The sequence below is a fragment of the Pseudomonas spirodelae genome (assembly GCF_034653255.1).
In the GTDB taxonomy this organism is placed as follows: domain Bacteria; phylum Pseudomonadota; class Gammaproteobacteria; order Pseudomonadales; family Pseudomonadaceae; genus Aquipseudomonas; species Aquipseudomonas spirodelae.
Genome location: NZ_JAYEET010000034.1, coordinates 15,923 through 40,954 on the forward strand (window position 1 = coordinate 15,923; position 25,032 = coordinate 40,954).

General features: G+C 60.0%; 31 protein-coding genes and 3 tRNA genes. 16 read left to right on the forward strand and 18 right to left on the reverse strand.

The annotated features are described in order from the left end of the window. Positions 1 to 180 precede the first annotated feature (180 nt). Both SOP97_RS09830 and cysS read left to right on the forward strand, forming a co-directional pair. Positions 181 to 1,845 (forward strand): glutamine--tRNA ligase/YqeY domain fusion protein, encoded by a 1,665-nt coding sequence (locus SOP97_RS09830; RefSeq protein ID WP_274086684.1) that lies wholly within the window; start codon positions 181 to 183, stop codon positions 1,843 to 1,845. Positions 1,846 to 1,907: 62 nt separating this feature from the next. Continuing rightward, positions 1,908 to 3,290 carry a cysteine--tRNA ligase gene (cysS, locus tag SOP97_RS09835; RefSeq protein WP_274086683.1) on the forward strand — a complete coding sequence of 461 codons (1,383 nt, stop codon included), beginning with the start codon at positions 1,908 to 1,910 and terminating at the stop codon, positions 3,288 to 3,290. A 121-nt stretch (positions 3,291 to 3,411) separates the two neighbouring features. On the opposite strand, the gene SOP97_RS09840 is transcribed toward cysS, so the two are convergent. Then, positions 3,412 to 5,277 carry a sigma-54-dependent Fis family transcriptional regulator gene (locus SOP97_RS09840; RefSeq protein WP_274086682.1) on the reverse strand — a complete coding sequence of 622 codons (1,866 nt, stop codon included), beginning with the start codon at positions 5,275 to 5,277 and terminating at the stop codon, positions 3,412 to 3,414. Positions 5,278 to 5,537: 260 nt separating this feature from the next. Here SOP97_RS09840 and SOP97_RS09845 point away from each other — a divergent pair, with 260 nt between their 5' ends. The 6 genes from SOP97_RS09845 (at position 5,538) to SOP97_RS09870 (ending at position 11,523) form a co-directional block, all read left to right on the forward strand. Beyond that, on the forward strand, positions 5,538 to 6,632 hold the full coding sequence (locus SOP97_RS09845) for an ABC transporter ATP-binding protein (RefSeq protein WP_274086681.1): 1,095 nt from the start codon (positions 5,538 to 5,540) through the stop codon (positions 6,630 to 6,632). Then, positions 6,632 to 7,744 (forward strand): ABC transporter ATP-binding protein, encoded by a 1,113-nt coding sequence (locus tag SOP97_RS09850; protein WP_274086680.1) that lies wholly within the window; start codon positions 6,632 to 6,634, stop codon positions 7,742 to 7,744. The genes SOP97_RS09845 and SOP97_RS09850 overlap by 1 nt, the downstream gene beginning before the upstream one ends. Then, entirely contained in the window at positions 7,741 to 8,604 is an 864-nt protein-coding gene (locus SOP97_RS09855; RefSeq protein WP_160014187.1) for a carbohydrate ABC transporter permease, read from the forward strand. Before SOP97_RS09850 ends, SOP97_RS09855 begins: the two co-directional genes overlap by 4 nt. An 8-nt stretch (positions 8,605 to 8,612) precedes the next feature. Then, entirely contained in the window at positions 8,613 to 9,413 is an 801-nt protein-coding gene (locus tag SOP97_RS09860) for a carbohydrate ABC transporter permease (protein ID WP_274086679.1), read from the forward strand. Positions 9,414 to 9,424: 11 nt separating this feature from the next. After that, a complete protein-coding gene (locus SOP97_RS09865) occupies positions 9,425 to 9,697 on the forward strand; it encodes a DUF2160 domain-containing protein (RefSeq protein ID WP_090386722.1) in 273 nt (90 codons plus the stop codon). Between the two features lie 83 nt (positions 9,698 to 9,780). After that, positions 9,781 to 11,523, forward strand: coding sequence for an ABC transporter substrate-binding protein (locus tag SOP97_RS09870; protein ID WP_274086678.1), 1,743 nt, complete (start codon positions 9,781 to 9,783; stop codon positions 11,521 to 11,523). 73 nt (positions 11,524 to 11,596) lie between these two features. Here the strand turns inward: SOP97_RS09870 and folD are convergent, their stop codons facing one another. After that, positions 11,597 to 12,451: a bifunctional methylenetetrahydrofolate dehydrogenase/methenyltetrahydrofolate cyclohydrolase FolD gene (folD, locus tag SOP97_RS09875; RefSeq protein ID WP_274086677.1), complete on the reverse strand. Its 855-nt coding sequence runs from the start codon at positions 12,449 to 12,451 to the stop codon at positions 11,597 to 11,599. 271 nt (positions 12,452 to 12,722) lie between these two features. On the opposite strand from folD, the gene SOP97_RS09880 reads away from it, so the two are divergent. From SOP97_RS09880 to SOP97_RS09890, 3 genes are all read left to right on the forward strand, one after another. Beyond that, positions 12,723 to 12,799 (forward strand) — tRNA-Arg (locus SOP97_RS09880). Between the two features lie 34 nt (positions 12,800 to 12,833). Continuing rightward, positions 12,834 to 12,909 (forward strand) — tRNA-His (locus SOP97_RS09885). Between the two features lie 53 nt (positions 12,910 to 12,962). Beyond that, a tRNA-Leu gene (locus SOP97_RS09890) sits at positions 12,963 to 13,047 on the forward strand. Positions 13,048 to 13,180: 133 nt separating this feature from the next. On the opposite strand, the gene SOP97_RS09895 is transcribed toward SOP97_RS09890, so the two are convergent. The 14 genes from SOP97_RS09895 to SOP97_RS09960 form a co-directional block, all read right to left on the reverse strand. Continuing rightward, the gene (locus SOP97_RS09895) at positions 13,181 to 14,347 is read right to left on the reverse strand and encodes an Arm DNA-binding domain-containing protein (protein ID WP_322949088.1); all 1,167 of its coding nucleotides are present in this window, start codon (positions 14,345 to 14,347) and stop codon (positions 13,181 to 13,183) included. Positions 14,348 to 14,442: 95 nt separating this feature from the next. Continuing rightward, positions 14,443 to 15,063 (reverse strand): hypothetical protein, encoded by a 621-nt coding sequence (locus SOP97_RS09900; RefSeq protein WP_322949089.1) that lies wholly within the window; start codon positions 15,061 to 15,063, stop codon positions 14,443 to 14,445. Continuing rightward, positions 15,060 to 15,278 carry a hypothetical protein gene (locus SOP97_RS09905; RefSeq protein WP_322949090.1) on the reverse strand — a complete coding sequence of 73 codons (219 nt, stop codon included), beginning with the start codon at positions 15,276 to 15,278 and terminating at the stop codon, positions 15,060 to 15,062. Before SOP97_RS09905 ends, SOP97_RS09900 begins: the two co-directional genes overlap by 4 nt. Beyond that, positions 15,268 to 15,474, reverse strand: coding sequence for a hypothetical protein (locus tag SOP97_RS09910; RefSeq protein ID WP_322949091.1), 207 nt, complete (start codon positions 15,472 to 15,474; stop codon positions 15,268 to 15,270). The genes SOP97_RS09905 and SOP97_RS09910 overlap by 11 nt, the downstream gene beginning before the upstream one ends. After that, positions 15,471 to 15,701, reverse strand: coding sequence for a hypothetical protein (locus SOP97_RS09915; RefSeq protein WP_322949093.1), 231 nt, complete (start codon positions 15,699 to 15,701; stop codon positions 15,471 to 15,473). Before SOP97_RS09915 ends, SOP97_RS09910 begins: the two co-directional genes overlap by 4 nt. Next, on the reverse strand, positions 15,698 to 16,498 hold the full coding sequence (locus SOP97_RS09920; protein WP_322949094.1) for a hypothetical protein: 801 nt from the start codon (positions 16,496 to 16,498) through the stop codon (positions 15,698 to 15,700). Before SOP97_RS09920 ends, SOP97_RS09915 begins: the two co-directional genes overlap by 4 nt. A gap of 78 nt (positions 16,499 to 16,576) precedes the next feature. After that, positions 16,577 to 16,933, reverse strand: a complete 357-nt coding sequence (locus SOP97_RS09925) for a DUF7673 family protein (RefSeq protein WP_322949095.1) — start codon at positions 16,931 to 16,933, stop codon at positions 16,577 to 16,579. A 49-nt stretch (positions 16,934 to 16,982) separates the two neighbouring features. Beyond that, positions 16,983 to 17,114 carry a hypothetical protein gene (locus SOP97_RS09930; RefSeq protein WP_322949096.1) on the reverse strand — a complete coding sequence of 44 codons (132 nt, stop codon included), beginning with the start codon at positions 17,112 to 17,114 and terminating at the stop codon, positions 16,983 to 16,985. Between the two features lie 48 nt (positions 17,115 to 17,162). Continuing rightward, positions 17,163 to 19,877, reverse strand: coding sequence for a toprim domain-containing protein (locus SOP97_RS09935; RefSeq protein WP_322949097.1), 2,715 nt, complete (start codon positions 19,875 to 19,877; stop codon positions 17,163 to 17,165). 5 nt (positions 19,878 to 19,882) lie between these two features. Beyond that, the gene (locus SOP97_RS09940; RefSeq protein ID WP_322949098.1) at positions 19,883 to 20,122 is read right to left on the reverse strand and encodes a hypothetical protein; all 240 of its coding nucleotides are present in this window, start codon (positions 20,120 to 20,122) and stop codon (positions 19,883 to 19,885) included. A gap of 68 nt (positions 20,123 to 20,190) precedes the next feature. After that, entirely contained in the window at positions 20,191 to 20,547 is a 357-nt protein-coding gene (locus SOP97_RS09945; protein WP_322949099.1) for a hypothetical protein, read from the reverse strand. Then, a complete protein-coding gene (locus SOP97_RS09950) occupies positions 20,544 to 20,837 on the reverse strand; it encodes an Ogr/Delta-like zinc finger protein (protein WP_322949100.1) in 294 nt (97 codons plus the stop codon). The genes SOP97_RS09945 and SOP97_RS09950 overlap by 4 nt, the downstream gene beginning before the upstream one ends. Next, complete coding sequence (locus SOP97_RS09955; protein ID WP_322949102.1) at positions 20,834 to 21,304, reverse strand: YmfL family putative regulatory protein; 471 nt, start codon at positions 21,302 to 21,304, stop codon at positions 20,834 to 20,836. The genes SOP97_RS09950 and SOP97_RS09955 overlap by 4 nt, the downstream gene beginning before the upstream one ends. 3 nt (positions 21,305 to 21,307) lie before the next feature. After that, the gene (locus SOP97_RS09960) at positions 21,308 to 21,535 is read right to left on the reverse strand and encodes a DNA-binding protein (RefSeq protein ID WP_322949103.1); all 228 of its coding nucleotides are present in this window, start codon (positions 21,533 to 21,535) and stop codon (positions 21,308 to 21,310) included. On the opposite strand from SOP97_RS09960, the gene SOP97_RS09965 reads away from it, so the two are divergent. The 5 genes from SOP97_RS09965 (at position 21,530) to SOP97_RS09985 (ending at position 23,301) form a co-directional block, all read left to right on the forward strand. After that, complete coding sequence (locus tag SOP97_RS09965) at positions 21,530 to 21,994, forward strand: helix-turn-helix domain-containing protein (RefSeq protein WP_322949104.1); 465 nt, start codon at positions 21,530 to 21,532, stop codon at positions 21,992 to 21,994. The two genes, SOP97_RS09960 and SOP97_RS09965, sit on opposite strands and share 6 nt — an antisense overlap. 4 nt (positions 21,995 to 21,998) lie before the next feature. Beyond that, positions 21,999 to 22,457: a hypothetical protein gene (locus tag SOP97_RS09970; protein WP_322949105.1), complete on the forward strand. Its 459-nt coding sequence runs from the start codon at positions 21,999 to 22,001 to the stop codon at positions 22,455 to 22,457. Positions 22,458 to 22,471: 14 nt separating this feature from the next. Next, the gene (locus tag SOP97_RS09975) at positions 22,472 to 22,804 is read left to right on the forward strand and encodes a DUF2511 domain-containing protein (protein WP_322949106.1); all 333 of its coding nucleotides are present in this window, start codon (positions 22,472 to 22,474) and stop codon (positions 22,802 to 22,804) included. Continuing rightward, entirely contained in the window at positions 22,795 to 23,019 is a 225-nt protein-coding gene (locus SOP97_RS09980; RefSeq protein ID WP_322949107.1) for a helix-turn-helix domain-containing protein, read from the forward strand. The genes SOP97_RS09975 and SOP97_RS09980 overlap by 10 nt, the downstream gene beginning before the upstream one ends. Positions 23,020 to 23,115: 96 nt before the next feature. Next, entirely contained in the window at positions 23,116 to 23,301 is a 186-nt protein-coding gene (locus SOP97_RS09985) for a hypothetical protein (protein ID WP_322949108.1), read from the forward strand. Between the two features lie 13 nt (positions 23,302 to 23,314). On the opposite strand, the gene SOP97_RS09990 is transcribed toward SOP97_RS09985, so the two are convergent. Together SOP97_RS09990 and SOP97_RS09995 are read right to left on the reverse strand one after the other, a co-directional pair. Next, positions 23,315 to 24,595: a phage late control D family protein gene (locus tag SOP97_RS09990; RefSeq protein ID WP_411912049.1), complete on the reverse strand. Its 1,281-nt coding sequence runs from the start codon at positions 24,593 to 24,595 to the stop codon at positions 23,315 to 23,317. Continuing rightward, positions 24,592 to 25,032, reverse strand: coding sequence for a phage tail protein (locus tag SOP97_RS09995; RefSeq protein WP_322949109.1), 441 nt, complete (start codon positions 25,030 to 25,032; stop codon positions 24,592 to 24,594). The genes SOP97_RS09990 and SOP97_RS09995 overlap by 4 nt, the downstream gene beginning before the upstream one ends.

Here is a 25,032-nt window from a genome sequence, read left to right on the forward strand (position 1 = left end):
TAATCGCTCTGTCGATAAATCCGTGAGCCGTTTCGTGACCGTGCGTGTGCTGTGTGGCTACATGCAATGGGCATTGAGGCGACTCTTGGGCCTGTCAGGGGATTGACAGCTTCGGCTATGATAAGCGCTTTGTTTTAGCCGGCCTACCCTGCGCCGCGCACCTGCATGATCAAGGACCCCATGAGCAAGCCAGAAGCTGTCGCCGCCGCTAACATTTTTCGCCCCATCGTCCAGGCCGACCTGGATGCCGGCAAACACGCGAAAATCATCACCCGTTTTCCGCCGGAGCCCAATGGCTACCTGCATATCGGCCATGCCAAGTCGATCTGCCTGAACTTTGGCTTGGCCAAGGAGTTTGGTGGCGAGTGCAACCTGCGCTTCGACGACACCAACCCGGCCAAGGAAGATCAGGAATACATCGACGCGATCAAGAGTGATGTGCAGTGGCTAGGTTTTCAGTGGGCCGGCAAGGAACACTATGCCTCCGACTACTTCGACCAACTGCACGATTGGGCGGTTGAGCTGATCAAGGCTGGCAACGCCTACGTCTGTGATTTGTCGCCGGAGCAGGCCCGTGAATACCGCGGCAACCTGACCGAGCCGGGCAAGAACAGCCCGTTTCGTGAGCGCAGCGTTGAGGAAAACCTCGACCTGTTTGCGCGCATGAAAGCCGGTGAGTTCGCCGATGGTGTTCGTGCGCTAAGGGCTAAGATCGACATGGCCTCGCCGAACATGAACCTGCGCGACCCGATTCTTTACCGTATTCGCCACGCTCATCATCACCAGACGGGCGACAAGTGGTGCATCTACCCGAGCTATGACTTCACCCATGGCCAGTCGGACGCCATCGAAGGCGTGACCCATTCGATCTGCACCCTGGAGTTTGAAGATCACCGCCCGCTGTATGAGTGGTTCCTGGCGCAGCTGCCGGTACCGTCGCAGCCGCGTCAGTATGAATTCGCCCGGCTCAACCTGAACTACACCATCACCAGTAAGCGTAAGCTCAAGCAACTGGTTGATGAGAACCACGTCAATGGTTGGGACGACCCGCGCATGTCGACCCTGTCGGGCTTTCGCCGTCGTGGCTACACCCCAGCCTCGATCCGTAATTTCTGCGACATGATCGGCGTCAACCGCGCAGGCGGTGTGGTGGATGTGGGCATGCTCGAATTCGCCATCCGTGACGACCTGGATGCCAATGCGGGCCGCGCCATGTGCGTGCTCAAGCCACTCAAGGTGGTGATCACCAACTACCCGGAAGGCCAGGTCGAGAATCTAGAGCTGGCGCGTCATCCCAAGCAGGACTTGGGCGTGCGTGTACTGCCGTTCAGCCGCGAAATCTATATCGATGCGGGCGACTTTGAAGAAGTCCCGCCGGCGGGTTTTAAGCGTCTGATCCCTGGTGGCGAAGCACGTTTGCGCGGCAGCTACGTGATTCGCGCTGATGAAGCGATCAAGGATGCCGAGGGCAACATCGTCGAACTGCGTTGCAGCTATGACGAAAACACCCTGGGCAAGAACCCCGAGGGCCGCAAGGTCAAGGGCGTGATCCATTGGGTGCCGGCCGCCGAAAGCGTTGAGTGCGAAGTGCGCTTGTATGACCGCCTGTTCCGCTCCGCTAATCCTGAGAAGGACGAAGAGGGCGGCAGCTTCCTCGACAACATCAACCCCGACTCGCTGGTGGTACTCAAGGGCTGTCGCGCTGAGCCGTCGTTGGCCAATGCCGTGCCGGAAGAACGCTTCCAGTTCGAGCGTGAAGGCTACTTCTGCGCTGATATCAAGGACAGCAAGCCAGGCGCGCCGGTATTTAACCGCACCGTAACGCTGCGTGACTCCTGGGCTTGATCAAGGCGAACGCGTTATAGGTCGGGCCAGCGCGCTGGCCCGTTGTTTTTCAAGGAATCCCGATGCTCTCGATCTACAACACGCTGACCAAAAGCAAAGATGTCTTTAAACCGCTGGTGGGTAACCAGGTGCGCATGTACGTGTGCGGCATGACGGTTTACGACTTCTGTCATATCGGTCATGCGCGGGTGATGGTGGCGTTCGATGTGGTGACCCGCTGGCTGCGCCATCGCGGTTATGAAGTCACCTACGTGCGCAATATCACCGACATCGACGACAAAATCATCAAGCGCGCCAATGAAAACGGCGAGCCCTTCGAGGCGCTGGTCGAGCGCATGATCGCTGCCATGCATGAGGATGAAGCGCGCCTGAATGTATTGCGTCCGGATCAGGAGCCGCGTGCCACTGACCATATCGCCGGCATGCACCAGATGATTCAAACACTGATCGACAAAGACTTTGCCTACGCTCCCGGCAATGGCGACGTGTATTACCGCGTCGGCAAGTTTGTTGGCTACGGCAAGCTGTCGCGCAAGAAGATTGAAGACCTGAAAATCGGCGCGCGCATCGAGGTGGATGAAGCCAAGCAGGATCCGCTGGATTTCGTCCTGTGGAAGGGCGTCAAGCCGGGCGAGCCGAGCTGGCAGTCGCCGTGGGGCGCAGGTCGTCCAGGCTGGCACATCGAATGCTCGGTGATGTCGACCTGCTGCCTGGGCGATACCTTCGATATCCATGGCGGTGGCCCGGACCTAGTCTTCCCGCACCACGAAAACGAGATCGCGCAGAGCGAAGCGGCCACTGGCAAGCTTTACGCCAATGCGTGGATGCACGCCGGTGCGGTGCGCGTGGATGGCGAGAAGATGTCCAAGAGCCTGGGTAACTTCTTCACCATTCGCGAAGTGCTGGAGAAGTATCAGCCGGAGGTGGTGCGTTACCTGCTGGTGTCCAGCCACTACCGCAGCCCGATCAACTATTCCGAAGACAGCCTGAAGGAAGCCAAGGGCGCCCTTGAACGCTTTTATAACGCGCTCAAAGGCTTGCCTAAAGTGGCCGCAGCAGGTGGTGAGGCGTTTGTTGAACGGTTTGCGGCGGCAATGGATGATGACTTCAACTCGCCAGAAGCCTGCGCCGTGCTATTTGAGTTGGCGCGCGAGATCAACCGTCTGCGTGAAAGCAATGTGCAAGCAGCGGCTGGTTTAGCCGCGCGTTTGCAGGAGCTGGCTGGGGTGCTCGGTGTGCTGCAGCTTGAGCCAGAGGCGTTTCTGCAAGCAGGTGCTGCTGGCAAGGTTGATGCGGCCGAGGTTGAAGCGTTGATTGCGGCGCGTCTGCAAGCTCGCGCCGAGAAGAACTGGGCGGAATCCGACCGCATCCGTGATCAGATCACCGCCATGGGTGTGGTGCTGGAAGACGGCAAGGGCGGTACGACTTGGCGTTTGGCTGATTAAACGCAGTAATGAATAAAAAACCGCTTTCGAGCGGTTTTTTATTGCCTGTGGAGTATGCGCGCCGCTGTTATTGCAGGCACTCAGGTATTGCCTGAGCGGGCGGTACGCAACCCCAGCGTTGTTAACGCTCGGTTAATCCACTTTCACGCAGCCGCTTGTACAGCGTGTTACGGCTGATCCCCAGGCTGCGCGCCAGGCTGGAAATGTTGCCGCCGCACGCTTGATATTGGCTGGCCAGGTCATCGTCGCCGGTGGCTGCATTGGGCTGTTGTGACGTGTCAGTGGCTGCTTTGGGAGCCGCTTGCAAGTCGGCAAAGAAATCATCTGGCAAATGTTCTGGGCGGATCTGCTGATCCTCTGCCATGGCTAAGGCGATCTGCAGGACGCTGCTCAATTGGCGCAGGTTACCGGGCCAGGGGTGGCGCTCGAATAGGATCAGCACTTCCTGGCTTAGCCCAGCCCATTGCTGCGGCTCGCGGTGATAGTCCCAGATGCGCTTAACCATGGCGGCCTTGTCGGTGCGTTCGCGCAGCGGCGGCAGTTCCAGATTGAGGCCGCTGATGCGGTAGTAGAGGTCCTGGCGAAATAGCCCGCCTTCCACATCCTGGCGCAGTGGGCGGTTGGTGGCGGAGATCAGGCGGATATCCACCGGGTACAGTTCACTGCTGCCCAGCGGCTGTACGCAGCGTTCCTGCAATACCCGCAGCAGGCGGGCCTGCACCCGCAGCGGCATATCGCCGACTTCGTCGAGAAACAGCGTGCCTTTATCGGCCTTGCGGATCAGGCCGATGCTGCCTTTCTGATTGGCCCCGGTAAACGCGCCTTTTTCGTAGCCGAACAGCTCAGATTCGACCAGTTCAGTCGGAATGGCCGCGCAGTTAACCGCGATAAACGCCTGGCTGGCACGCGAGCTGGCGTGGTGCAGGGCTTTGACGAAGACTTCTTTGCCGACGCCGGTTTCACCATGCACCAGAATCGGGATGTTTTTTTCCAGTAGGCGCTCGGCCTGGCGTACGGCTTTATCAACACGCGGATCACCCAAATTGAGCGAGGCCAGGGTGAACGGGTTGCTGTTGGCGCTGGCGGACGGCGGCTGGGTTTGGCGAAAGTCGCGAGCTTGAATGGGTGAAGGTTGCTGCGGGCGTTTGATCTGGGCGTGGAAGCGAAAGCGCCCGCCGGCACGCAGGTTGAACGGCAGCGACTCGGGTTGGTTAAGCAGTTGCTGCAGCGGCACGTCGAACAGGCTTTCGATATTCACCTGGGCGAGGCCCACACCTAACAAGCTGTCGGCCCGGCGATTGGCGGAAACCACCTGGCCTTGGTCATCGAAAATCAGCAGCCCGGCCCAGGGGCTGCCCAGGTTATCCAGGCTGGTGTTAAAGCTCAGTTGGAAGTAACGCTGCTGAAACAGGTTGAGAATCAAGCGGTTTTCCACCGACTGACTCATCATCTTGACCATGCCTAGGGTGTGCGAGGGCGGCAGGTAGCTGTCACTGGAAACATCCAACACCGCGATCATCTGCCTTTGCTCATCAAAAATCGGCGAGGCCGAGCCGGTCATAAAGCGGTTGGCTTTGAGAAAGTGCTCATCGTGCTGAATATGAACCGCCTGGGCGCAGCTAAGGGCGGTGCCAATGGCATTAGTACCGGTATAGCGCTCCAGCCAGGTGGCCCCGGCGACAAAGCCGGCGGCGCGGCTGGGCTCGATAAAGCGCTGGTCGCCCCAGGATTGCAGCACCTGGCCTTGGTGGTCGGCCAGCATGATCAGGCAATTGGAGTTGGCCAGGATGGTGCCGTAGTAGGGCAGCACTTCCTTGTGGGTGGTGTGCACCAAGGCGTGCTGGCTTTCCAGTAATGCGCTGACTTCGCCGCGTTCGGGCTGGCTGAAGATCGGGGTGCTCTGGTGGGTCAGGCCGTAGTCACGGCAGCGGGTCCAGGAGTCCTGGATGATGGTCTCGTGGGGCAGGGCAGTGACAGCGTCAGCCATGACAGGTATCTCGCGCGGTTTTTTGTTGTTATGGGCCACGGTCTGCGCCGGGTCCCTGCAGTGTCGCCGAAGGCTGTTCAATGTCAACGCTATGACTGTTCAGTTGTTCACTGTGCACTGTTCAAAAGTGTTCAGTGTTGTCACCTGTGATTGCCAGCGTTCAAGCGTAGATGTTTTAAATCAATAACTTAAATTCGTTTAAAGGGCTTGGCACGGAACTCGCCTTGTAGCTGGGCAGATAACAAGAAAAAGGACGGCCCATGTCACTTACCCTGGAGCATGTCACGCGTATCGTTGATCACCAGTTGTATATCGACGATGCCTGCCTGAGCTTCGAACCCGGCTCCTTCAATGTGCTGCTGGGGCGCACGCTATCCGGAAAGACCAGTTTGATGCGCCTGATGGCGGGTCTGGATAAGCCCACTAGCGGACGCATCCTGATGAATGGCGCCGATATGACCCAAGTGCCGGTGCGTCAGCGCAACGTGTCGATGGTCTATCAGCAGTTCATCAATTACCCGACCCTGACGGTGTTCGAGAACATCGCTTCGCCGCTGCGCCAGGCCGGTGTGAGCAAGGCGCTGATTGAAGAAAAAGTGCATGCCACGGCGCAGATGCTGCGTATTGATGGTTTGCTCAAGCGCTACCCACTGGAGTTGTCCGGTGGCCAGCAGCAGCGCACGGCTATGGCGCGGGCGCTGGTCAAGGACGCCTCCTTGATTCTGTTCGATGAGCCGCTGGTCAACCTTGACTACAAATTGCGCGAAGAGCTGCGCCAAGAGATGCGCGAGCTGTTCCAGGCCCGCCACACCATCGCTATCTATGCCACCACCGAGCCCAACGAAGCGCTGGCCTTGGGCGGTACCACTACCATCCTGCATGAAGGTCGAGTGGTGCAGAGCGGCAAGACCGCTGAGGTCTATCACCGACCACAGCAGGTGTTAGCGGCAGAGTTGTTTTCGGAGCCGGCGATCAACCTGATGCCGGGGCGCGTCAGCGGTACTGAAGTGAGCTTTGCCGATACTGTGCATTTCCCGCTTAACCCGGACCTGCAAGGTATTGCCGAAGGTGAATACCGTTTCGGCGTACGCCCCAGCCATATCGGTCTAGTGCCGTCCAACGACGATGATCTGGAGTTGGCGGTGACGGTTGAGCTGGCCGAGATCAGTGGTTCGGAAACCTTCCTGCATGTGCGCAACGAGCAATTCGTGCTGGTGCTGCATCTGCCTGGAGTGCATGAATACGACGTGGATAGCTCGATTCTTATTTATATCCCGACCCATAAATTGTTTGTCTTTTCCGCGGATGGGCAGCTGATTCAGGCGCCCAGCCGCCGTCTGGGGAGGGTTGCCTGATGGCCGAGATCCGTTTGCATAACCTGGCCCACAGTTACAGTCGCGCCCCTGCTGGTGCGGCTGATTACGCCATTCGCGAGATGAATCATGTGTGGGCGCAGGGCGGTGCCTATGCGTTGCTGGGGCCATCCGGCTGCGGCAAGTCGACCCTGCTGAACATCATTTCCGGGCTGCTCAGCCCTTCGCACGGCGAAGTGCAGTTTGATGGCAAGGTGGTCAACGCGCTGCCGCCCGAGCAGCGCAATATCGCCCAGGTTTTCCAGTTTCCGGTGGTCTACGACACCATGACGGTGTTCGACAACCTGGCCTTCCCCTTGCGTAATCAGGGCATGAATGAGGCGAAGATCCTCACCAAGGTCAATGAAATTGCCGAGGTGCTAGAGCTGCACCCATTGCTGCACAAGCGCGCCCGTAATCTGACTGCTGACGAGAAGCAGAAGGTCTCCATGGGGCGCGGCCTGGTGCGTGATGATGTGTCGGCGATCCTCTTCGATGAGCCGCTGACGGTGATCGACCCGCACCTGAAATGGAAGCTGCGGCGCAAGCTCAAGCAGATTCACGAACAGTTCAATATCACCATGGTTTACGTCACCCACGACCAGCTCGAAGCCTCGACCTTCGCCGACAAGATTGCGGTGATGTACGGCGGACAGATCGTCCAGTTCGGCACCCCGCGCGAGTTGTTCGAGCGGCCCAGCCATACCTTTGTCGGCTACTTCATCGGCAGCCCGGGGATGAACCTGATCGAGGTCGGCCGTTGCGAGGGCGGGGTGCGTTTTGCCGATACCGTTCTGCCGCTGTCACCAGCGCTGAATCAGCGCCTCGACGAGTTGAACTGGAGCAGCCTGAAAGTCGGTATCCGTCCCGAGTTCGTGCATATCTGGGATGGCCCCAACGAAGACGCGTTGTGTGGCGAGGTGGTGCATGTCGAAGACCTCGGCACCTATAAAATTCTTACCCTCAAGCTCGATGGCCAGCCACTCAAGGTGCGCCTGCAGGAAGATCAGCCCGTGCCGCAGCAGCAGGTATACCTGAGCTTCCCTGCGCAGTGGCTGATGCTCTATGCCGATGACTTTCTGGTTGAGGCGCAAGTGCAGGAGGTGCAGCCATGAAGGTGCAGAACAACAAGGCTTGGTGGCTGGTGCTGCCGGTGTTTCTGTTGGTGGCGTTCAGCGCCATCGTGCCGATGATGACGGTGGTCAACTACTCGGTGCAGGACATCTTCGACCACTCCACGCGCTATTTCGTCGGGGTCGATTGGTACAAGCAGGTACTGCAAGACACCCGCCTGCATGATTCGCTGCTGCGCCAGTTCATCTTCTCCGCCTGCGTGCTGCTGATCGAGATTCCCTTGGGTATCGCCATCGCTTTGTGCATGCCGACCAAGGGTCGCATGGCTTCGCTGGTGCTGATCGTGCTAGCGATTCCGCTGCTGATTCCGTGGAACGTGGTCGGCACCATCTGGCAGATCTTCGGTCGCGCTGACATCGGTTTGCTCGGCTGGAGCCTGAACAGTCTGGGTATCAGCTATAACTATGCCTCCAATACCAGCGACGCCTGGGTCACTGTGCTGATCATGGACGTCTGGCACTGGACCTCATTGGTGGCATTGCTGTGCTATTCGGGGCTGCGCGCCATTCCCGATGTGTATTACCAGGCCGCGCGTATAGACCGTGCCTCCGACTGGGCGGTGTTCCGCCATATTCAGCTGCCCAAGTTGAAGAGCGTGCTGCTGATCGCGGTGATGCTGCGTTTTATGGATAGCTTCATGATCTACACCGAGCCCTTTGTGCTCACCGGCGGCGGGCCGGGCAACGCCACTACTTTCCTCAGTCAGACCCTGACGCAAATGGCCATCGGCCAGTTCGACCTGGGCCCAGCGGCGGCGTTTTCGCTGGTGTACTTCCTGATCATCCTGTTGGTGTCCTGGCTGTTCTACACCGCCATGACCCACAACGATAAGACTCGCTGAGGCCGACCATGACCCTACGTAAAAAAGTAGTGCTGGGGCTGTATATCCTGTTCCTGCTGGTGCCGATCTACTGGCTGCTGAACATGTCGTTCAAGAGCAATACCGAGATCCTCGGTGGTCTGACGCTTTGGCCGCATGCGTTCACCCTGGAAAACTACAAGGTGATCTTCACCGACCCGAGCTGGTACGAGGGCTATCTCAATTCGCTGTACTACGTGTGCCTGAATACGGTGATTTCATTGACGGTGGCACTGCCAGCGGCCTACGCGTTTTCACGCTACCGTTTTCTCGGTGACAAGCACCTGTTCTTCTGGCTGCTGACCAACCGCATGGCGCCACCGGCGGTGTTTTTGCTGCCGTTTTTCCAGCTGTATTCGTCCATCGGCCTGTTCGATACGCATATCGCCGTGGCGCTGGCGCACTGCCTGTTCAACGTGCCCCTGGCGGTGTGGATTCTCGAAGGCTTTATGTCCGGGGTGCCGAAGGAAATCGATGAAACCGCCTATATCGATGGCTACAGCTTCCCGAAATTCTTCGTGAAGATTTTTATCCCGCTGATTGGCTCGGGCATCGGCGTCACCGCGTTCTTCTGCTTCATGTTCTCCTGGGTCGAGCTGCTGCTGGCGCGCACCTTGACCTCGGTAGATGCCAAGCCGATTGCCGCAGTGATGACACGTACCGTCTCGGCCTCGGGGATCGATTGGGGCGTGCTGGCGGCGGCTGGGGTGTTGACCATTCTGCCGGGCATGCTGGTGATCTGGTTTGTCCGTAACCATGTGGCCAAGGGCTTTGCCCTGGGCCGGGTATAGGAGTCGCGATTATGGATTGGATGGCCTGGACGCTGCCGACGGCGTTGTTTTTCGGCTTTATCGGCATGCTGCTGGTTGGCATGACGATCTGGGAACTGCGTTCGCCCTGCATCGAACGCAAAGGCTTGTTGCCGATTAGCACCACCCGTGGTGATCGGCTGTTTATCGGTCTGCTTGGAAGTGCCTACCTGCACCTGCTGGTGGTGGGCGCGACCGATTGGAGTGTCTGGATAGCCTCGGTGCTGTCCCTGTTCTGGTTGTTTGCAGTGATGCGTTGGGGCTGAACCGGGCTGCCCTGGGCGCGCCAGTTAATTGGGTGCGGCCATGACCCGCTTGCCTCATTCCAAACCCTGAGATGGAGGTCTCTATGTTCGACAATAACAACAAAACTCGACATAGCATGGCGCTGGCTGCCCTGCTGACGTTGTCCGGCTTGAGCGGTGCAGCCTGGGCTGATGCCTACGAAGAAGCGGCAAAGAAGTGGATTGGCGAGGAGTTCAGCCCCTCGACCCTGACGCCTGAGCAGCAACTCGAAGAGTTGAAGTGGTTTATCAAGGCCGCCGAGCCATTTCGTGGCATGAGCATCAGTGTGGCCTCTGAAACCATCGCCACTCACGAGTATGAGTCCAAGGTGCTGGCCAAGGCCTTTAGCGAAATTACCGGGATCAAACTCAAGCACGACCTGATGCAGGAAGGCGATGTCGTCGAGAAGCTGCAGACTCAGATGCAGTCGGACAAGAACATCTACGACGGCTATATCAACGACTCGGACCTGATCGGCACGCACTTCCGTTATGGCAAGGCCGTGGCCATCAGCGACATGATGGAAGGCGAAGGCAAGGCGGTGACCTCGCCAACCCTCGATTTGCAGGACTTTATCGGCATTTCCTTCACCACCGGGCCCGACGGCAAGCTCTACCAGCTGCCGGATCAGCAGTTCGCCAACCTCTACTGGTTCCGCGCCGACTGGTTCGAGCGCCCGGAACTGAAGGCCAAGTTCAAAGAAATTTACGGCTATGAGTTGGGCGTGCCGGTTAACTGGTCGGCCTATGAAGACATTGCCGAGTTCTTCTCCGAGAAGGTCAAGGAAATCGATGGCCAGCGTATCTATGGCCATATGGATTACGGCAAGAAAGACCCATCCCTGGGCTGGCGCTTCACCGATGCCTGGTTCTCCATGGCCGGTGGTGGCGACAAGGGCCTGCCCAATGGTTTACCGGTGGATGAGTGGGGTATCCGGGTCGACGGCTGTCGCCCTGTAGGTTCCAGTGTCTCCCGTGGCGGCGATACCAACGGCCCAGCGGCCGTATATGCCACCACTAAATATGTCGATTGGATGCGCAAATACGCGCCACCAGAAGCGCAGGGTATGACCTTCTCTGAGTCTGGTCCGGTGCCAGCACAGGGCAGCATCGCCCAGCAGATATTCTGGTACACCGCCTTTACCGCGGACATGACCAAGCCAGGTTTGCCGGTGGTTAATGAAGACGGCACGCCGAAGTGGCGCATGGCCCCTTCACCGAAAGGTCCGTACTGGGAAGAGGGCATGAAGCTGGGCTATCAGGACACCGGTTCCTGGACCTTCCTCAAGTCGACCCCGGAGAAACAGCGCCTGGCCGCCTGGCTGTATGCTCAGTTTGTTACCTCAAAAACCGTTTCGCTGAAGAAGACTTTGGTTGGCCTGACGCCAATTCGTGAGTCTGATATCAACTCGCAAGCCATGACCGACGTTGCGCCGAAACTGGGCGGCCTGGTGGAGTTCTATCGCAGCCCTGCTCGCGTACAGTGGACGCCAACCGGTACCAATGTGCCGGACTACCCGCGTCTGGCGCAGCTGTGGTGGCAGTTTATTGCCGAGGCAGCCAGTGGCGATAAAACCCCCCAAGAGGCGCTGGATGGCCTGGCGGCTGCACAGGACACCATGATGGCCCGTCTGGAGCGTGCAGGTGTGCTCGGTGAGTGTGGTCCGAAACTCAATGAGCCACGTGATCCGCAGTACTGGCTGGATCAGCCGGGTGCACCGAAGCCCAAGCTGGCTAACGAAAAGCCTCAGGGTGAAACCATCAACTACAACGAGCTGTTGAAATCCTGGGAGCAAGCTCGCGACTAAGCGTAGCGGGTTGAATTAGGCATAAAAAAACGGCACCTACAGGTGCCGTTTTTTATTTCTGCCAGCGCTGCACTCAGTCGTGCAGATGCTCGGCGGCATGCAGGGTGTTTTCCAGCAGGCAGGCGCGGGTCATCGGGCCAACGCCGCCTGGCACTGGGGTAATCCAGCCAGCGCGGGGCAGGGCGGTTTCATACACCACGTCGCCAATCAGTTTGCCGTCTTCCTGGCGGTTAATACCGACGTCGATCACGATCGCCCCTGGCTTGATCCATTCACCATGCACCAAGCCAGGCTTGCCGGCCGCGACGACAACGATATCGGCCAGGCCAACGTGCATGGGCAGGTCTTTAGTAAAGCGGTGGGTCACGGTGACCGTGCAGCCGCCCAGCAGTAATTCCATCGCCATCGGCCGGCCGACGATATTTGACGCGCCAACTACCACTGCGTGCATGCCATACAGGTCAGCGCCGGTGCTTTGCAGCAGGGTCATGATGCCTTTGGGGGTGCAGGGGCGCAGCAAGGGCATGCGCTGTGCCAGGCGGCCAATGTTGTAGGGGTGGAAGCCGTCAACGTCTTTGTCCGGGCGGATGCGCTCCAGCAATAAAGAGGCGTCCAGATGTTCCGGCAAAGGAAGCTGCACCAAGATACCGTCGATAGTCGGTTCATCATTGAGGCGGTCGATCAATGCCATCAGCTCTGCCTGGCCTGTGGTGGCTGGCAGGTCATAGGCCTGTGAAACGAAGCCAACTTCTTCGCAATCTTTACGCTTGTGCGAGACATAGACCTGGGACGCAGGGTCGCTGCCGACGAGAATCACGGCTAGCCCAGGGGCGCGCAGGCCTTGCTGGCGTCGTTCGGCGACACGTTTGGCGATCTGCTGACGCAGGCCGGCGGCAATTGCTTTGCCATCGATCAGTTGTGCGGTCATTGCGCTTGGTTAACCATAAAGAAAGGATGGGAAAAGGACGCGCATTCTCGCATGACCGTGCAGTGGGGCAAAGGCGCACGCCGCGGTTTTCGCGTAACCCCTTTAAATATCTGATTTTTTTTAGCTTTTAGTGTTGACGAGCTTAAGTCGCCTCTATAACATTCGCCCCGCTTGTCGAGCACAGCCAGACGCTGGGTAAGACGGCAAAGGTCGAAGCTGCAAAGTTTTTTCCGAAGCCGAAAGCTTTAAGTCTGCGTTTGCAGATGGATAAGTGCCCGTAGCTCAGCTGGATAGAGCATCCGCCTTCTAAGCGGATGGTCGCAGGTTCGAGTCCTGCCGGGTGCGCCATTTGGCGGTCTTGGCTCGAGCAAAATGCAATATGGTGGGCGTAGCTCAGTTGGTAGAGCGCAGGATTGTGACTCCTGTTGTCGTGGGTTCGATCCCCATCGTCCACCCCATATTCAGAAAGAACGCCAGGTTAGCGCCTGGCGTTTTTTATAAAGCTTTGCCCGCGGACGTGGTGGAATTGGTAGACACACTGGATTTAGGTTCCAGCGCCGCAAGGTGTGAGAGTTCGAGTCTCTCCGTCCGCACCAAGTAAACTGTTGTTTTCAAAGCGTTTTTTATTTGGCCCTGTGAAAACGGGAGCGATTTGGGAACATTTTGGGAATTACGAACGAAAAAGGCAGCTCCGAAAGGGCTGCCTTTTGTCGTTTCTGGGGGCTGGGTTTAGAGCTTTAGCGCGTGTTCCAGGAGGCCGATCATGTCGGGGCCGTCCTGGTTGATCCAGCTGCCGTAGTGGCGCCAGATCATCGCGGTGGATGTGTGGCCCATTTGGTCGGCGATCCAGTCCAGCGGCACCGCGCCGGTGCTAAGCAGTTGGCTGGCGTAGGTGTGGCGGCAGTTGTTCGGCCCCCGGTACCGCACGCCCACGCTCTCCAAGTGTGGCCGCCAGAATCCCTTGAGCAGCATGTCTGAGCTGGTGTGCGCCGCGTCGGTTGTAGTGCAGTGGAATACAAAGCGCACCTTCACCGGCTTTTTCGTCTTGTTGTCGCGGTCGGTCACCTCGATGGCCACCGGTGCAGCCTTCTCGGTAAAGCGGGCCTGGGCTTGCAGCGCCTCCAGGGCTGGCTTGAGCAGGCGCACCTCGCGGGTTGAGCGGCGGGTTTTGGTCACCTTGTAATGGCCGCGCACCTGCGAGCGGCGGAACTTCACCGTGCCGGCCTTCAAATCCACGTCCTCCCAGGCCAGTGATATGGCCTCAGATACCCGAGGCCCTGCCCAGATCATGAACTTGGCCAGGTTTACCTCCTGCTGCTTGTCCGTGGCGCCGGCGAGGATGGCGTCAATCTCTTTACGGCTGAATGGGTCGGCTTCGTCTGGGTCAGGCAACGCCACGGCCAGCCCCTCGGTCGGGTCGTGGGCGGTTTTGTTGCGGGTGCGGTAGATCACAAAAATCTGCCTGATCAAGCTGAGGATCTCGCGCACCGTCTTGTTGTGCAGCTTCGGTACCAGGGTTTTTTGCACCCACTCCTGCAGGTGCAGGTGGTCGATTTGGTCGGCCTGGTGCTCGCCCCAGTGCGGGCGGATGTGGGTTTCAGCCTTGCTTTTGTACGTGCGGAAACCGGACGGCGCCAGCTGGTTGCGCTTGATGTCCAACCACAGGTCGATGTAGTGGCCCAGTGTGTTGGTTTTCACCCTGGGTGAATCAGGAAAGTGCCGGGCATAACTGAACGTGCCGGCCTTTATCTCGTAATTGATCATGCCCACCAGGCGCTCGGCCTGGGCGATATTCTCCGGGCTGGCATCGCCCGGCATCGCCTCGCGGCACAGCTCGCCCTGGTAGCGAAAATACACGCGCACGCGGTTGCCGCGCACCTCAACACCATCAGCCATATGCGTCCCCACGCAAAACAACGGAAAAAAGCCCAGTCTATGGGCCTGAAAAAGAAGCGGCCCGTTGCCGGGCCTAGAATTGAAAGGGCTGGTTTCTAGATTGGTGCGGGAGTCTTGGCTTTAGCCAAGCCTGCCTGGCGCAGGCCTATTTGAACTGCCAGTACTATGCGTTGCAGATACTGGTAGTTCGGGTTCGGCTCGGTGGCTTCGCCTGCGTTGTACCACCATTCGTCCCCGAACAGCTCGGAGAGCAGGTCGGAGTGGTTCCAGCAGTGATCATCACGCTCGATGCTGCGCAGCTCGTCCACGATGCGATCGAACAGTCTGCGGGCGTCCTCCTTGTCCAGGCTGAAGGGATGGTGGTCGGCAGTACGCCCGCGCCGGCAGTCCAGAACCACGCGCGTTGCCATATTGACCAGGGCGTCACCGCTAAAGCGGCTCGGGTTCAGGCCTGGCGCCAGACATCCAATCAAGTAGTCATCGCCAGCATCCGCAAAGAACTGGGAAACCGTTCGATCTCCCATCGATCCCCAGTAGGCTGACCAAGAAGATCCATAGCATTCGAGGATGATTTTCCCTTGCCGGGTCTTGTGTTGCTCTACCTCTGCACGAACGCCGAGGTCTTCAACGATCACGGTTACCTGGTCCAGCTTATGGGGCTCGTCCATCAGATCAGTGATCAGCAGCTTGGTGATCTGGGTGGTTTCGGTCTTCATGCCGGCTCTCCAGGATGGCTGAAAATGACCGCGCCTTTGTTGTCGATCAGGTCGCGGGTTTGTTCCACCAGGTGCGCGGGGTCGAGGCCCAGTTTGGTGGCCATGGCGTCTGCGGCTTGGCGGGCGCTAATTGTGTTGCTGGCGGTTTTCTTTTGGCCTTTGACGGTGGCCACGTAGGTGCCGGTGGTGTACCGGCAGCGGATTTCAACGGGCATTACGGCGGCCTCCCTGGGCTTTTTTGGCGGCGACGTTGGCCATGTAGGCGGCCCACTCGTCCTGTTTGCGCTGCTGGCGGATGCTGCTGCACTTGGCATGCTTGCGGGTTGAGCGGGCTTTGCCGCAAACATCGCAGATGCTGGGCAGGTCGAGGCGGTGGCCGGCCAGCGGCGGGCGGATGCGTTGCACTGTCATTGCACACCTCCGACCGGCATAGGATTGGTGGCGACGTAGTCCATGGTGCGGCGGAGCACCTCGACGGATTTCGTGTGGCCGTTGTACTTCTCGATGGCGCGTGCGGCTTTGCTGATCAGTAGCTCGCAGGCCTTGCGCAAGTCATCCGGCGTCTCGATACCGGCCGAGCTGCAATAGCTGGCGATGACGTTCTCGGCGATTTGGTCGACTTCGGCTGGCGTCTTCATGCAGCACCTCCCTGAGCAGAGGTGAAGAGAGGCTCGATAATTGCCGTTGGGTCGTCAGTCACAGGCCGCTCTTCCTCAAGCTGCCAGCAGCTGTTGGCGATTTTCCAGCGCCAAGCCACCGGCTGGGCCTGCACTGGTGCAAGCGGGCCGAGCCATTCAAAGTCCGGGCTGATCTGATCAATGGTGAAGCCGTATTCGATGCGGTGCTCGGTGTTCACCAGGTGCAGGTTGCACCACAGCTCGTCATCTACCCGCTTGACCTCAATCAGGGCGTCCGCCCGCAACAGGTTGCCGCGTATCCAGTACGCGCCCGGCAAGGTGGGTTTGTTGTGCGTCCAGTCTGTGTGTGGCTGTTCTGTGATGTCGGCCGGTTCACTTGCCAGCATCAGCGCCGCGAGGTACTCGATGGCGTTCCTGGCTTCTTCTTCGCAGTCTTCGAACACGTGATGGGCGGTTGCGACGGCCAAGGCTACGGCGGTCTTCCAGTCGGCGGGCGGCTGCCCGGTTGGTTCGTCGGCGTCCCAGCCGAGTACGCGGCGGCGGCGCATTAGGTTCATCGCGTCCGCTGCGCCTTGGTGCAGATATGCAGGCTGGTGGCAGTTGCCGGCGGCCAGGTCGTCTACAAATTCTTCCAGGGCGTCCATAGCTGCAAGGCCGTGGCCCACGCTCCAGGCGACTACCTCGCCGCCGTCTACCTCTTTCGGCACGTTCTTGCCCTTAGCGCCTTTGATGACGATGGTGTCGTAGCGCGGTGTGGTAGCCTGCTCGCTGCTGACTTCTGGGGTTTGTGCTTGCATGGTGCTTCTCCTTGGGGTTGGTTCGGCCCTGGTGGGTTGCCGCCCACCGGGGCCATCTTTTTTCCGGCTTGGCCGGTGTCAGTTCGGGCGTGGTGCCCAGTCTTTTTTCAGTTGCGACCAAACCTGCTCGCCGTTCTCGATGTACTCCTGCACCTCCTGCTCGGGCCGCTGGTCCATGCGCAGCAGGGCCATGCAGTCATTCCACAGGCTTTTGTCCAGCCCGCGCAGATCGGTGAGCGGGAAGGGGAAGGCGTGGCCGTTGTAGAGGCTCAGCAGGAACTTGCCCACGGTGCGGCTCTGGTGCGTGTCGCGTTGGGCTACCGGCAGCAGGCGGTGTAGGGCCTCGATGCCAGCGGCGCGGATGTAGGGGCGCTCGGCTTCTTCCACGGCTAAGCGGTTGAGGGCGTCAATGGCGCGCTCGCGGATGGTTTGCATGGTGCTTCTCCTTGGGTCGCCCAGGCGTTGCCGCGCCTGGGCGGTGGGGTTATTGGCCGAGGCCTGCCAGCAGGTCGGGGGTGAGGTAGCCGGCGGTGATCATCAGGGCCAGGGCCAGGGCGCTAACGGCCAGGCTGGTGATGGTTTCGCGGGCAGTGGGTTGGTGGTTGTCGTGGCGCATGGTGCTTCTCCTTGGGGTTGTTGCCGGCGTTGCCGCGCCGGGGTTGGGTTAAGGCTTGAACACCCAGCACTTCACTGTTGCGCAGCGAGGTGAAAGGGGGTTGCGGGCGTTGAAAGCGGCGCGCACGGCGCTGTCGGTGGCGCGGTTGATGTCGATGCAAGGGCGCGAGCGGCTGTGCTTGAGCAGCGTGCGCAGGGTGGCCACGTCGGCCAGCTTTTGGCGGTGCTCGGCGGCGCGCTCGGCGAACTCGTTGAGGTTGATGGCGATGTGCTCGGGCTTCTTGCTGTGGTTCACCACCGGGTCATCGCTCAGCGATTGCAGGTAGTCGTAGACCTCCCAGAAGGTGCGGACTTCTTCTGGGTCGGCTTCGATGGCGCCCTGGCGCTCAATGGCCATGGCCATCAGTTCCTGCTGGGTGGCGCGGTGCTGGTCGTCGGTGAGCGGTATCACGGTGCGCAGAGCATCGAGCAGGGCCAGCATCTGGGCGTGGTTTTTGATGATGCGTTCCACGCGGATCTCGCGGAATGCGCGCAGGGTTTGCTCATGCACGCGCACCTGCTGGCGGAACACCTCCAGCACCTTCTGCTCGGCCTTGGCGGCCATGATCAGGAAGTGGCTGACGTCTTTGGCATTGAGGTGGTTGAGGTTGTCCACCGCTGCGCGGCTGGCACTTGTGACCTCGGGGCGTACAAAGTGCAGTTTGACGATACGGGTGAGAATGGCCTCGCTGCCGGTCACGGTGGCGTTTTGGCTCATCACCAGGGAACCGCGAAACGGTGGTTCGTGGGTTTCGTTGCCGCCGGTCTTCACGCCGGTCACGCCCAGGCTGCCGCCGTTGAACATCGGTTTGAACTCGTCGAAGTCGAAGCCTTTGGCGGTGTTGCTGGTGGTGGCGTCGCTGCGGTCGGCTTCCAGCAGTACCAGGGGCATGCCCGACACTTGGCCCAACCAGCGGCGCAGGCCGGCCTTGGACATTTTCGAGGGGTCTTTGCCTTCTTCTTCGGGGCGGCCGAGCAGCTTCCAGAGGAACATCAGCAGGGTGGATTTACCCGCGCCGGCCTCGCCAGTCACCTCCAGGAAGGGGAAGGACTGAAACTCGCTGCGGATCTGCTCAGCGAATAGCGAACCAAACCAGAAGGCCAGGGCAATCACGCCCTGCGGGCCGAAGCACAGCCACAGCCAGTCCAGCCACTCGTGGCGGTAGCCCTCGTTGGTTTGGGCAATCTCCAGGCGGATGGATTTTTGCAGGGTTTTGAGGCGCAGCTTTTTGAACTCGAAGTAGTCCTCGGCGTTGGCCTTTTCCACCACGCCACCGCGCACGGCCAGGTCGCCGAACACATAACAGCCGTGCTCCTTGCTGTAGCCGATGTAGTCGATGGTTTGCACGGTTTTCAGGCCGAACAGCTGGTCGCGCATGATCTTGTCGAGCTGCGCGCCGCTGCCGGTGAACACCGCGCCGGCGGCCATGCCCAGCAGGCGCTTTTTAAACTCGCTGGCGGCGGCCACCTGGCCCCCTGTGAAGGTGTTGCGCACGGTGGGCTCGTCGTGCGGGAAGTCGACGCGGAAGTAGTACCAGCTCTCGTCCGTTACCTCGTTGCGCTGGAAGTACAGCGCCTGCGGGTAGCAGTTGGCGATCTCCGCCACGGCGCCGCACTGGCGCAAGGCTTTGTCGCGGATCTGCCTATCGTTGAGCAGGGCGTCTTCTTGGCGCTCTGAGCTTTCGAGCTGCTGCTTGGCATCGGCGAATTTCTTCTGGTCCATCTTGAACCAGTAGAGGCGGTTCTCGTAGCCGAAGTGGAATTCGTTACGCTCGTTCCAGTCGTACATCAGCACGCCTTTCTCGCTGGCGCTTTCGGCCAGCAGTAGGGCGCCGTGGTACCGCGCTTCCTCAAGGTCGCGGTGGGTGCGGTCGGCGCGCTGCTCGGCGTTGTCGATGAACATCCAACGCTGGTGCAGGTCGTTCCAGTCGGTCTTGCGGTCGCGCTGGGGGATCTGCGCCGCTTCGCAGGTGTAGCCCAGCTCGCGGGCCATGGCCACGTGCTTGCGGGTGAAGCGGTGCGCGCCGGGCTCGTTGTCTAACGCCCACACCAAACGGGGCAACTTGCCGCCACGCTGGCGGGCCAGCTCTTTGAGGGACTCAAGCGGGAAGGCGCCGCTGCTCATGGCCGATACGGCGGCCAGGCCGTGGTGCACCAGGGCGATGGCGTCGAAGATGCCCTCAACAATCCACAGCTCTTTAACCTCCAGCAGGTCCACGCAGGGCGGGCACCACCAGTAGCCCTTGGGCGACTGGCCAGGGGCAAAGCGCGCTTTCTTTTTGCCGAAGCGGTGCGGGCGGTCGATCAGGCGTTCCCAGTAGCCGCCTTTCTCCAGGGCAAAGCGCACGGTGGCGCTGCCGATGCCCAGGTCGCGGTCCCAGTAGTTGTCCAGGGTGTAGCTGCCTTTGATCAGGCTGAGGTCGAAGCCGCGGGCAAAGCTGAGGTAATCATCGGCGGTGCGGTTTGGCTCGGCCTCGGTGGCCGGGGCGCGCTTGCTCCAGTCGTCGAACAGGTCGTCAAACAGCTCTTTAACGTGCCACTGCTCGCCACACTTGCTCTCGCGGCCGCACTTGATGAACCAGGGCTCGTCGTGGCGTGAATACAGCTCACGCTTGCCGCACGCTGGGCAGGTGCCCTTGCGCAGGTAGGGCGTGCCCTTCATGTGCTGCAGGCCGTAGTCGGACTCCAGGCGGCGCAGCACTTCGCTGCGGATTGCGTTATCCATGGCCTTCACGCCTGCACTCCCTGTTGGCTCAGCTGCTTTTTCAGCTCGCGGGCGGTGCGGCTGATGCCGGCGATGTGCGGGTGGTCGGCCAGCACCTTGCGCCCTCGCAGGCCCTCGGGGGTGTGGCGGTACTGGTCGCTGTACCAGCAGTCGGCCATGGCCTGCTCGTACTGGTTAATCAGGAACTTCAAGTAGGCGTTGGCCTGCTTGCTGTCGAGCTGGATTGAAACGGTAATGTCACTCATACGGGCCACCATCTGGGCGCAACTTGCCCCTGCCCACGTAGGGCGGGCATAGGCATAGGGAATTGGAATTACTGAGCTGCGGCGTGCGCGAGGAAGCGCTCAGGCAGCAAACGGCGGTTGATCACGTGGTGAATGCCGTCGCGGGAGTCGATCAGCACCACGGCAGTGCGGTCGCCGTGGTTGGCCCAGTCCACACCCACGGTCACACGCGGCGGGGTGAGGGTGCTCATGGCCAGGTACACCAGGCGCTGCGCCATAAATAACGGCACCTCATTGGCCACCAGGTACTGGCAGGTGCGCTCAAACAGCTGGCCTTCGTCTAGGTGCTCATCCCAGTGGCGCTGCAGGTAAGCCTCGGCCACTTCCTGCATGGTGCTGCGGTAGTCGGCAAGGGTTTGGGCGTTAGATTGCATTGGCGTATTCATGCGGTTGGCTCCAGCTGGTCGAGCAGGTCAGGTTGGGCGCTTGGGTCGCGCAGGTTGCGCATGGCGCGCATGCGTTCTACGGCGGGTGCTACGGGCAGCTGGACCATGGGCCGCTCAATGCCGGAGGGGCTGAGCTCAAAGTCGATGGTCATCGAGCCGGTGAAGGTGGCACCGCACACCAGGTCGGTGCACTGGTAGTAGATCGAGCGGAAACAAGGCGTCTGCCCATCGCTGGTGCGGATGCGCATAGGCTTGAGGCAGGCGGGGCAAACGAGTTTGTAAACGCTCACGCTTTCACCTCCGTGTGCAGCACCACCACAGCGCGCACTTCGGCATGGCGTGCAGCAATGTGCTGGCGGTGGGCTTCGATGATGTTGGCCAACTCATCGGGGGTGATTTGGCCATCGGCCAGGGCCTTAACGATGATTTGGTCGACTGCACCCTTTTTGACGTCGGTGTGTAGCGAGCGGATGTACAGGTCTACGTTGTCCAGCTTGGTTGCATCTGGCATGGCTACGAATACACCGCCATACAGGCCGCTGAGGTAGTCCGGCAGGTAGTGGGTGCCGGCCACTTGCTCCAGGGCGTGCAGTTGCTCGTCGGCCAGTGGGCGAGTGCCGGCGTTTTCGTAGGCGTGGTTGTCGAACTTCTTGAGCTCCAGGCCTAGCAACGCTGCCGCGCACTCACGCCCACCAGGGAACGCATGGATGATGGCGCTGACCACCTTGCGGCGGCTGTCGAGAATTGAGCGGGTCATGTTCTAGTTTTCCCCTTGAGCCGCTGGCACTACTGTGCAAACAACGCCTTCTTTGATGCCGAGCAGAACGGCGGCTTTGTGAGCCTCACCGCGCTTACCTTTTTTGCGGCCATTGAGCAGGTCACTGACCAGATTTTTGTTCAAGCCGTGCTTACGGGCGAACGCCGCAATGCTCTGCCCCTCGCGGTCAAGGGCCGCGCGGGCTTGCTCAGGGGTTAATAGGGCATGCATAGTGTTTATCCGTGTTTAATCGTGTTCGATGGAAAGGATTCTTGGCCAGAAAACTGGTCAAGTCAACCGGTATTGATCAAAAAAATGCTCATAGCGCCAAATTCAGGTGAACGCCTGCGTGAAGAAAGGGATCGGCTTGGCCTGAATCAGACCGATTTCGGTGTGCAGGCGGGCGTGAGCCGTGGCACCCAAAAAGCCTACGAGTTGGAAAGCAGCTCGCCTGACGTTCGCTATCTCATGGCCCTACAAGGCATGGGGGTAGATGTGCAGTACGTGCTGACTGGCGCACGCATTTCCACCGAGGTGGGCAGCCTCTCGCCAGATGAGGCCGGTTTGCTTGAGCACTACCGGCAGTTGCCGGAAACCGACCGAGTCGGCGCGGCAAAGATGGTTACTGCGTTGGCTGAAATGGCCGGCCGCTACGTGGTCACAGGGAAAACAAATAACGACAAGGAGTAGCGCGATGGATGCGCTTATAGGTCTGTTGGTGCTGATCGGCATCGCAACGATTTTCGTACTGATGGTGCGGCGTACAAATGCCAAGGGCAGGGCGCTTGAGGCGAGCCTCGGGCATCGTCCTGAGCCACTGTCGAAAGAGCAGCGCAAAGCGCTCAACCTGAAAGAGCGGCACCCACAAGTACCAAAGGCGAAGGCTGAAAAAGCCACTGCTCAGGAACCCACGCGCGCCATTCGCAATGGCTGGAGCATGGGTGAGGTGGCCTTTACCTATGAAGACTCTGCCGGCGATATCAGCTACCGGACGCTTACCGTTCACTCAGTCACGGCAACGCACATCAAAGGTGAGTGCCATGACAGGCAAGCCGAAAGGACGTTCCGGCTCGATCGGATTATTGGCGACCTGACTGATTGCGATACGGGCGAGATGCTCAGCCCGAAAAAGTGGGCGCGCCGCCACAACTAGCACGAGGACTACTGATGCGTAACGGATTATTCGGCCTGGCATTCGCTGGGTTTCTTTCATCGGTTGCCCATGCTGCTGGCCCGCAATTGATCAGTGCCGATGACTATGGCGACGCCTGGCCCTTCACCGTTGATGAAATGCACCTCTCATGCTTCCCCGGTGACGCCCTGGTGGTGGCTGACGCTGAAACCGGTGTGATGTACCCGCTCAACGGCACCGCCAAAGCCAAGGCCAGCGCCCTGGGGTTGGAGCCTATCGACAAAGTCTGGCGAGCGGATCCCGATATTGCCGGCGCTAAGGTGAGCTTGGGCCCCGTGATCGAGCAAGGGCTGCCGCTATGCAAATGAATGACCTCGACGACGCCCCAGCCTTTGGTGCGCGCCTGCGTGCCGAGCGTGAGCGTTTGGGCCTGGCCGTGCATGAGCTGGCGCATTTGTGCGGGCGTACCGACCACACCCAAAAGCGCTACGAAGACGGCAGCCAGCCAATACCCGCCGATTACCTGCAGGCGCTGCATCGGCGCACGGATGCCAATGTGGTGCTAATCATCACCGGCGAATAGTCCGTACAAGCTATTTGAAAGGCTCATTCTAGAGGCACTTGCATTCTGAAAATTGGCGGTATTTTCAAGACTCACTGCCAATGACGGAGTATGCAGATGAGTACCGAAGTGCTTGAGGCTGTAGTTGATCAACCAGGTGGGATGGTTGCGCAGCCCATGATGGAGTGGGTAACGCCAGAGGAGCGGCTGCTGTTGCGGTTCTACCGCCAATTGGATGAAACCGAACAAGCATTTATGCGCCGGGCGATTGAAGCGATGGTGTGTCGAGAGTCGCCCAGCTGAATGAGAAGCCCCGCTATTGCGGGGCTTCTTGCATTTTACCCCACTCCCTATCCACCGCCCGCTGCGCGCTGGCCTTGCTGGCGTAGAGGTGGGTGAGGCGTTTGGGGGTGGTTTGCTCGCCGGCGGTGACGGCCTTCTGGGAGCCGGTTTTGTCGTCGCGGTAGTAGGCGAGGATGCCGGAGTACTTTGTCGGTGTTTCGCCCAAATCCTCAGCCTCGGGCAGTTGGCTTTCTAGCTCTAGGCTCATGGTGTAGCCAGCGTCGGCGGTGAGGCTGTGTTGCACGTTGCCGCCGTGCCAGATGATGGCGTCTATCTCGGGTTTTACGCCCACCAGGGTGTAGGTGAGTTCCGGTATCAACTCTGGCCGGGCTTTGCCCAGGTTGTAGCTGAGTGTGGCGGTGCCGCGTTGGATGCGCTGCCACTCGGCCCGCGCGGCGCGCAGGGCGGATTCGCGGTCGCTGTAGCTGTTGCGCAGGTCTTTGAGGTTGTCGCCGCCGCCGGCGATGGCCTCCTGCTTTTTCGCGCTGTTGATGTCGTAGTAGTAGGCGCGCACCCCGTCGTAGCTGTCGCGGTTGGCTTGCAGGTAGCGGTGGCCGTCGCCGTCTGCGCGGGTGAGGGTGATGTGCTCCAGCGCTGCACCGCTGCTGGCCTTGCCACCGCTGCGGGGCATAAACAGTAAGCGCCCGGCTTTGATGGTGGCCACGGCGTCGTGCTCCTCGCCCAAACGGGTGAGCAGGTTGGCGTCGGACTCATTGGCTTGGTCCAGGTGGTGCACCAGGATGGCGTTCATGGCCGGGGCAATTTGCGGTACCAGGCCGTTGCGCTTGGCGATCGCCCACAAAATTACGCCCAGGGACTCATTACTCCAGCTGCCCTCGCGCTTGGTTTTTAGGCCTTTGCGCAGGTCCGCGCTGCGGGCGCGGATGTTGAGCACGTCGGGCGCGCCGCTGTGCTCGGTTTCGTCGACGGTGTAGGTGCCTTTGTCCACCAGGCCGGTGTCTGCCCAGCCCAGCCAGACGTGCAGCACGGCACCGGTGGGCGGGATGCTGAGCAGGCCGTCGTGGTCGCTGAGGCTGATGTCGAGGGTGTCGGCGTCCATACCCCTGTTGTCGGTAAGGTTCAGGCTTATCAGCCGCGGGCTGATGAGTTGGGCGATATCGGCACCATCCACCGTCAGCCGATAAATGGCGGCGGGGTAGTTGTTGTCGCCCAGCAGGCGTTTGCCGGCATCACGTACCACGCCGATTACGTCACCGATGGCGGCTTTGCCAGCGGCCAGCACTTGCTCGATCACAGCAGGCCTCGCAGCAGGTTGACGCCGGCGCCGATGGCCGCGCCGAGCATGTCGACCTTGCCGTCGTCGATGCGCTTGAGGCTGATGCTGAACTCGATGCGCCGCGCTGCGCCGTCGCGGAAGAACAGGGTGCGGGTTTCACTCAGGCTTTCAATCACCCAAATGCCGAGGATGCGCCCGGTGCCTTCCACCAGGGGCCAGGCTTTGCCGGTGTCGGCCATCATGCGCAGGGCGTCGAGGCTGAGGGCGCTGCCGGCCAGCTCGGGCAGGATGATGCCGGGCAGGGTGATGGCGTCTTCACCACGGCCGGCAAACTGCCGCGCCGGGTTGGTGCCCACGCGGCTGTTGCTGGGGTGGCGCCAGTCGGTTTGGCGTTGCAGCTCTTGATAGGCAAGGGTGGGCAGGCTGAATACGAACATGCCGAGGGCCATCATCAT

What these genes read in the sequence shown, in the direction of transcription:
- SOP97_RS09830 (WP_274086684.1), top strand. Translation starts at nt 181, where the DNA reads ATGAGCAAGCCAGAAGCTGTCGCCGCCGCTAACATTTTTCGCCCCATC.
- cysS (WP_274086683.1), top strand. Translation starts at nt 1,908, where the DNA reads ATGCTCTCGATCTACAACACGCTGACCAAAAGCAAAGATGTCTTTAAA.
- SOP97_RS09840 (WP_274086682.1), bottom strand. Translation starts at nt 5,277, where the DNA reads ATGGCTGACGCTGTCACTGCCCTGCCCCACGAGACCATCATCCAGGAC.
- SOP97_RS09845 (WP_274086681.1), top strand. Translation starts at nt 5,538, where the DNA reads ATGTCACTTACCCTGGAGCATGTCACGCGTATCGTTGATCACCAGTTG.
- SOP97_RS09850 (WP_274086680.1), top strand. Translation starts at nt 6,632, where the DNA reads ATGGCCGAGATCCGTTTGCATAACCTGGCCCACAGTTACAGTCGCGCC.
- SOP97_RS09855 (WP_160014187.1), top strand. Translation starts at nt 7,741, where the DNA reads ATGAAGGTGCAGAACAACAAGGCTTGGTGGCTGGTGCTGCCGGTGTTT.
- SOP97_RS09860 (WP_274086679.1), top strand. Translation starts at nt 8,613, where the DNA reads ATGACCCTACGTAAAAAAGTAGTGCTGGGGCTGTATATCCTGTTCCTG.
- SOP97_RS09865 (WP_090386722.1), top strand. Translation starts at nt 9,425, where the DNA reads ATGGATTGGATGGCCTGGACGCTGCCGACGGCGTTGTTTTTCGGCTTT.
- SOP97_RS09870 (WP_274086678.1), top strand. Translation starts at nt 9,781, where the DNA reads ATGTTCGACAATAACAACAAAACTCGACATAGCATGGCGCTGGCTGCC.
- folD (WP_274086677.1), bottom strand. Translation starts at nt 12,451, where the DNA reads ATGACCGCACAACTGATCGATGGCAAAGCAATTGCCGCCGGCCTGCGT.
- SOP97_RS09895 (WP_322949088.1), bottom strand. Translation starts at nt 14,347, where the DNA reads ATGGCTGATGGTGTTGAGGTGCGCGGCAACCGCGTGCGCGTGTATTTT.
- SOP97_RS09900 (WP_322949089.1), bottom strand. Translation starts at nt 15,063, where the DNA reads ATGAAGACCGAAACCACCCAGATCACCAAGCTGCTGATCACTGATCTG.
- SOP97_RS09905 (WP_322949090.1), bottom strand. Translation starts at nt 15,278, where the DNA reads ATGCCCGTTGAAATCCGCTGCCGGTACACCACCGGCACCTACGTGGCC.
- SOP97_RS09910 (WP_322949091.1), bottom strand. Translation starts at nt 15,474, where the DNA reads ATGACAGTGCAACGCATCCGCCCGCCGCTGGCCGGCCACCGCCTCGAC.
- SOP97_RS09915 (WP_322949093.1), bottom strand. Translation starts at nt 15,701, where the DNA reads ATGAAGACGCCAGCCGAAGTCGACCAAATCGCCGAGAACGTCATCGCC.
- SOP97_RS09920 (WP_322949094.1), bottom strand. Translation starts at nt 16,498, where the DNA reads ATGCAAGCACAAACCCCAGAAGTCAGCAGCGAGCAGGCTACCACACCG.
- SOP97_RS09925 (WP_322949095.1), bottom strand. Translation starts at nt 16,933, where the DNA reads ATGCAAACCATCCGCGAGCGCGCCATTGACGCCCTCAACCGCTTAGCC.
- SOP97_RS09930 (WP_322949096.1), bottom strand. Translation starts at nt 17,114, where the DNA reads ATGCGCCACGACAACCACCAACCCACTGCCCGCGAAACCATCACCAGC.
- SOP97_RS09935 (WP_322949097.1), bottom strand. Translation starts at nt 19,877, where the DNA reads ATGGATAACGCAATCCGCAGCGAAGTGCTGCGCCGCCTGGAGTCCGAC.
- SOP97_RS09940 (WP_322949098.1), bottom strand. Translation starts at nt 20,122, where the DNA reads ATGAGTGACATTACCGTTTCAATCCAGCTCGACAGCAAGCAGGCCAAC.
- SOP97_RS09945 (WP_322949099.1), bottom strand. Translation starts at nt 20,547, where the DNA reads ATGAATACGCCAATGCAATCTAACGCCCAAACCCTTGCCGACTACCGC.
- SOP97_RS09955 (WP_322949102.1), bottom strand. Translation starts at nt 21,304, where the DNA reads ATGACCCGCTCAATTCTCGACAGCCGCCGCAAGGTGGTCAGCGCCATC.
- SOP97_RS09965 (WP_322949104.1), top strand. Translation starts at nt 21,530, where the DNA reads ATGCATAGTGTTTATCCGTGTTTAATCGTGTTCGATGGAAAGGATTCT.
- SOP97_RS09960 (WP_322949103.1), bottom strand. Translation starts at nt 21,535, where the DNA reads ATGCATGCCCTATTAACCCCTGAGCAAGCCCGCGCGGCCCTTGACCGC.
- SOP97_RS09970 (WP_322949105.1), top strand. Translation starts at nt 21,999, where the DNA reads ATGGATGCGCTTATAGGTCTGTTGGTGCTGATCGGCATCGCAACGATT.
- SOP97_RS09975 (WP_322949106.1), top strand. Translation starts at nt 22,472, where the DNA reads ATGCGTAACGGATTATTCGGCCTGGCATTCGCTGGGTTTCTTTCATCG.
- SOP97_RS09980 (WP_322949107.1), top strand. Translation starts at nt 22,795, where the DNA reads ATGCAAATGAATGACCTCGACGACGCCCCAGCCTTTGGTGCGCGCCTG.
- SOP97_RS09985 (WP_322949108.1), top strand. Translation starts at nt 23,116, where the DNA reads ATGAGTACCGAAGTGCTTGAGGCTGTAGTTGATCAACCAGGTGGGATG.
- SOP97_RS09995 (WP_322949109.1), bottom strand. Translation starts at nt 25,032, where the DNA reads ATGATGATGGCCCTCGGCATGTTCGTATTCAGCCTGCCCACCCTTGCC.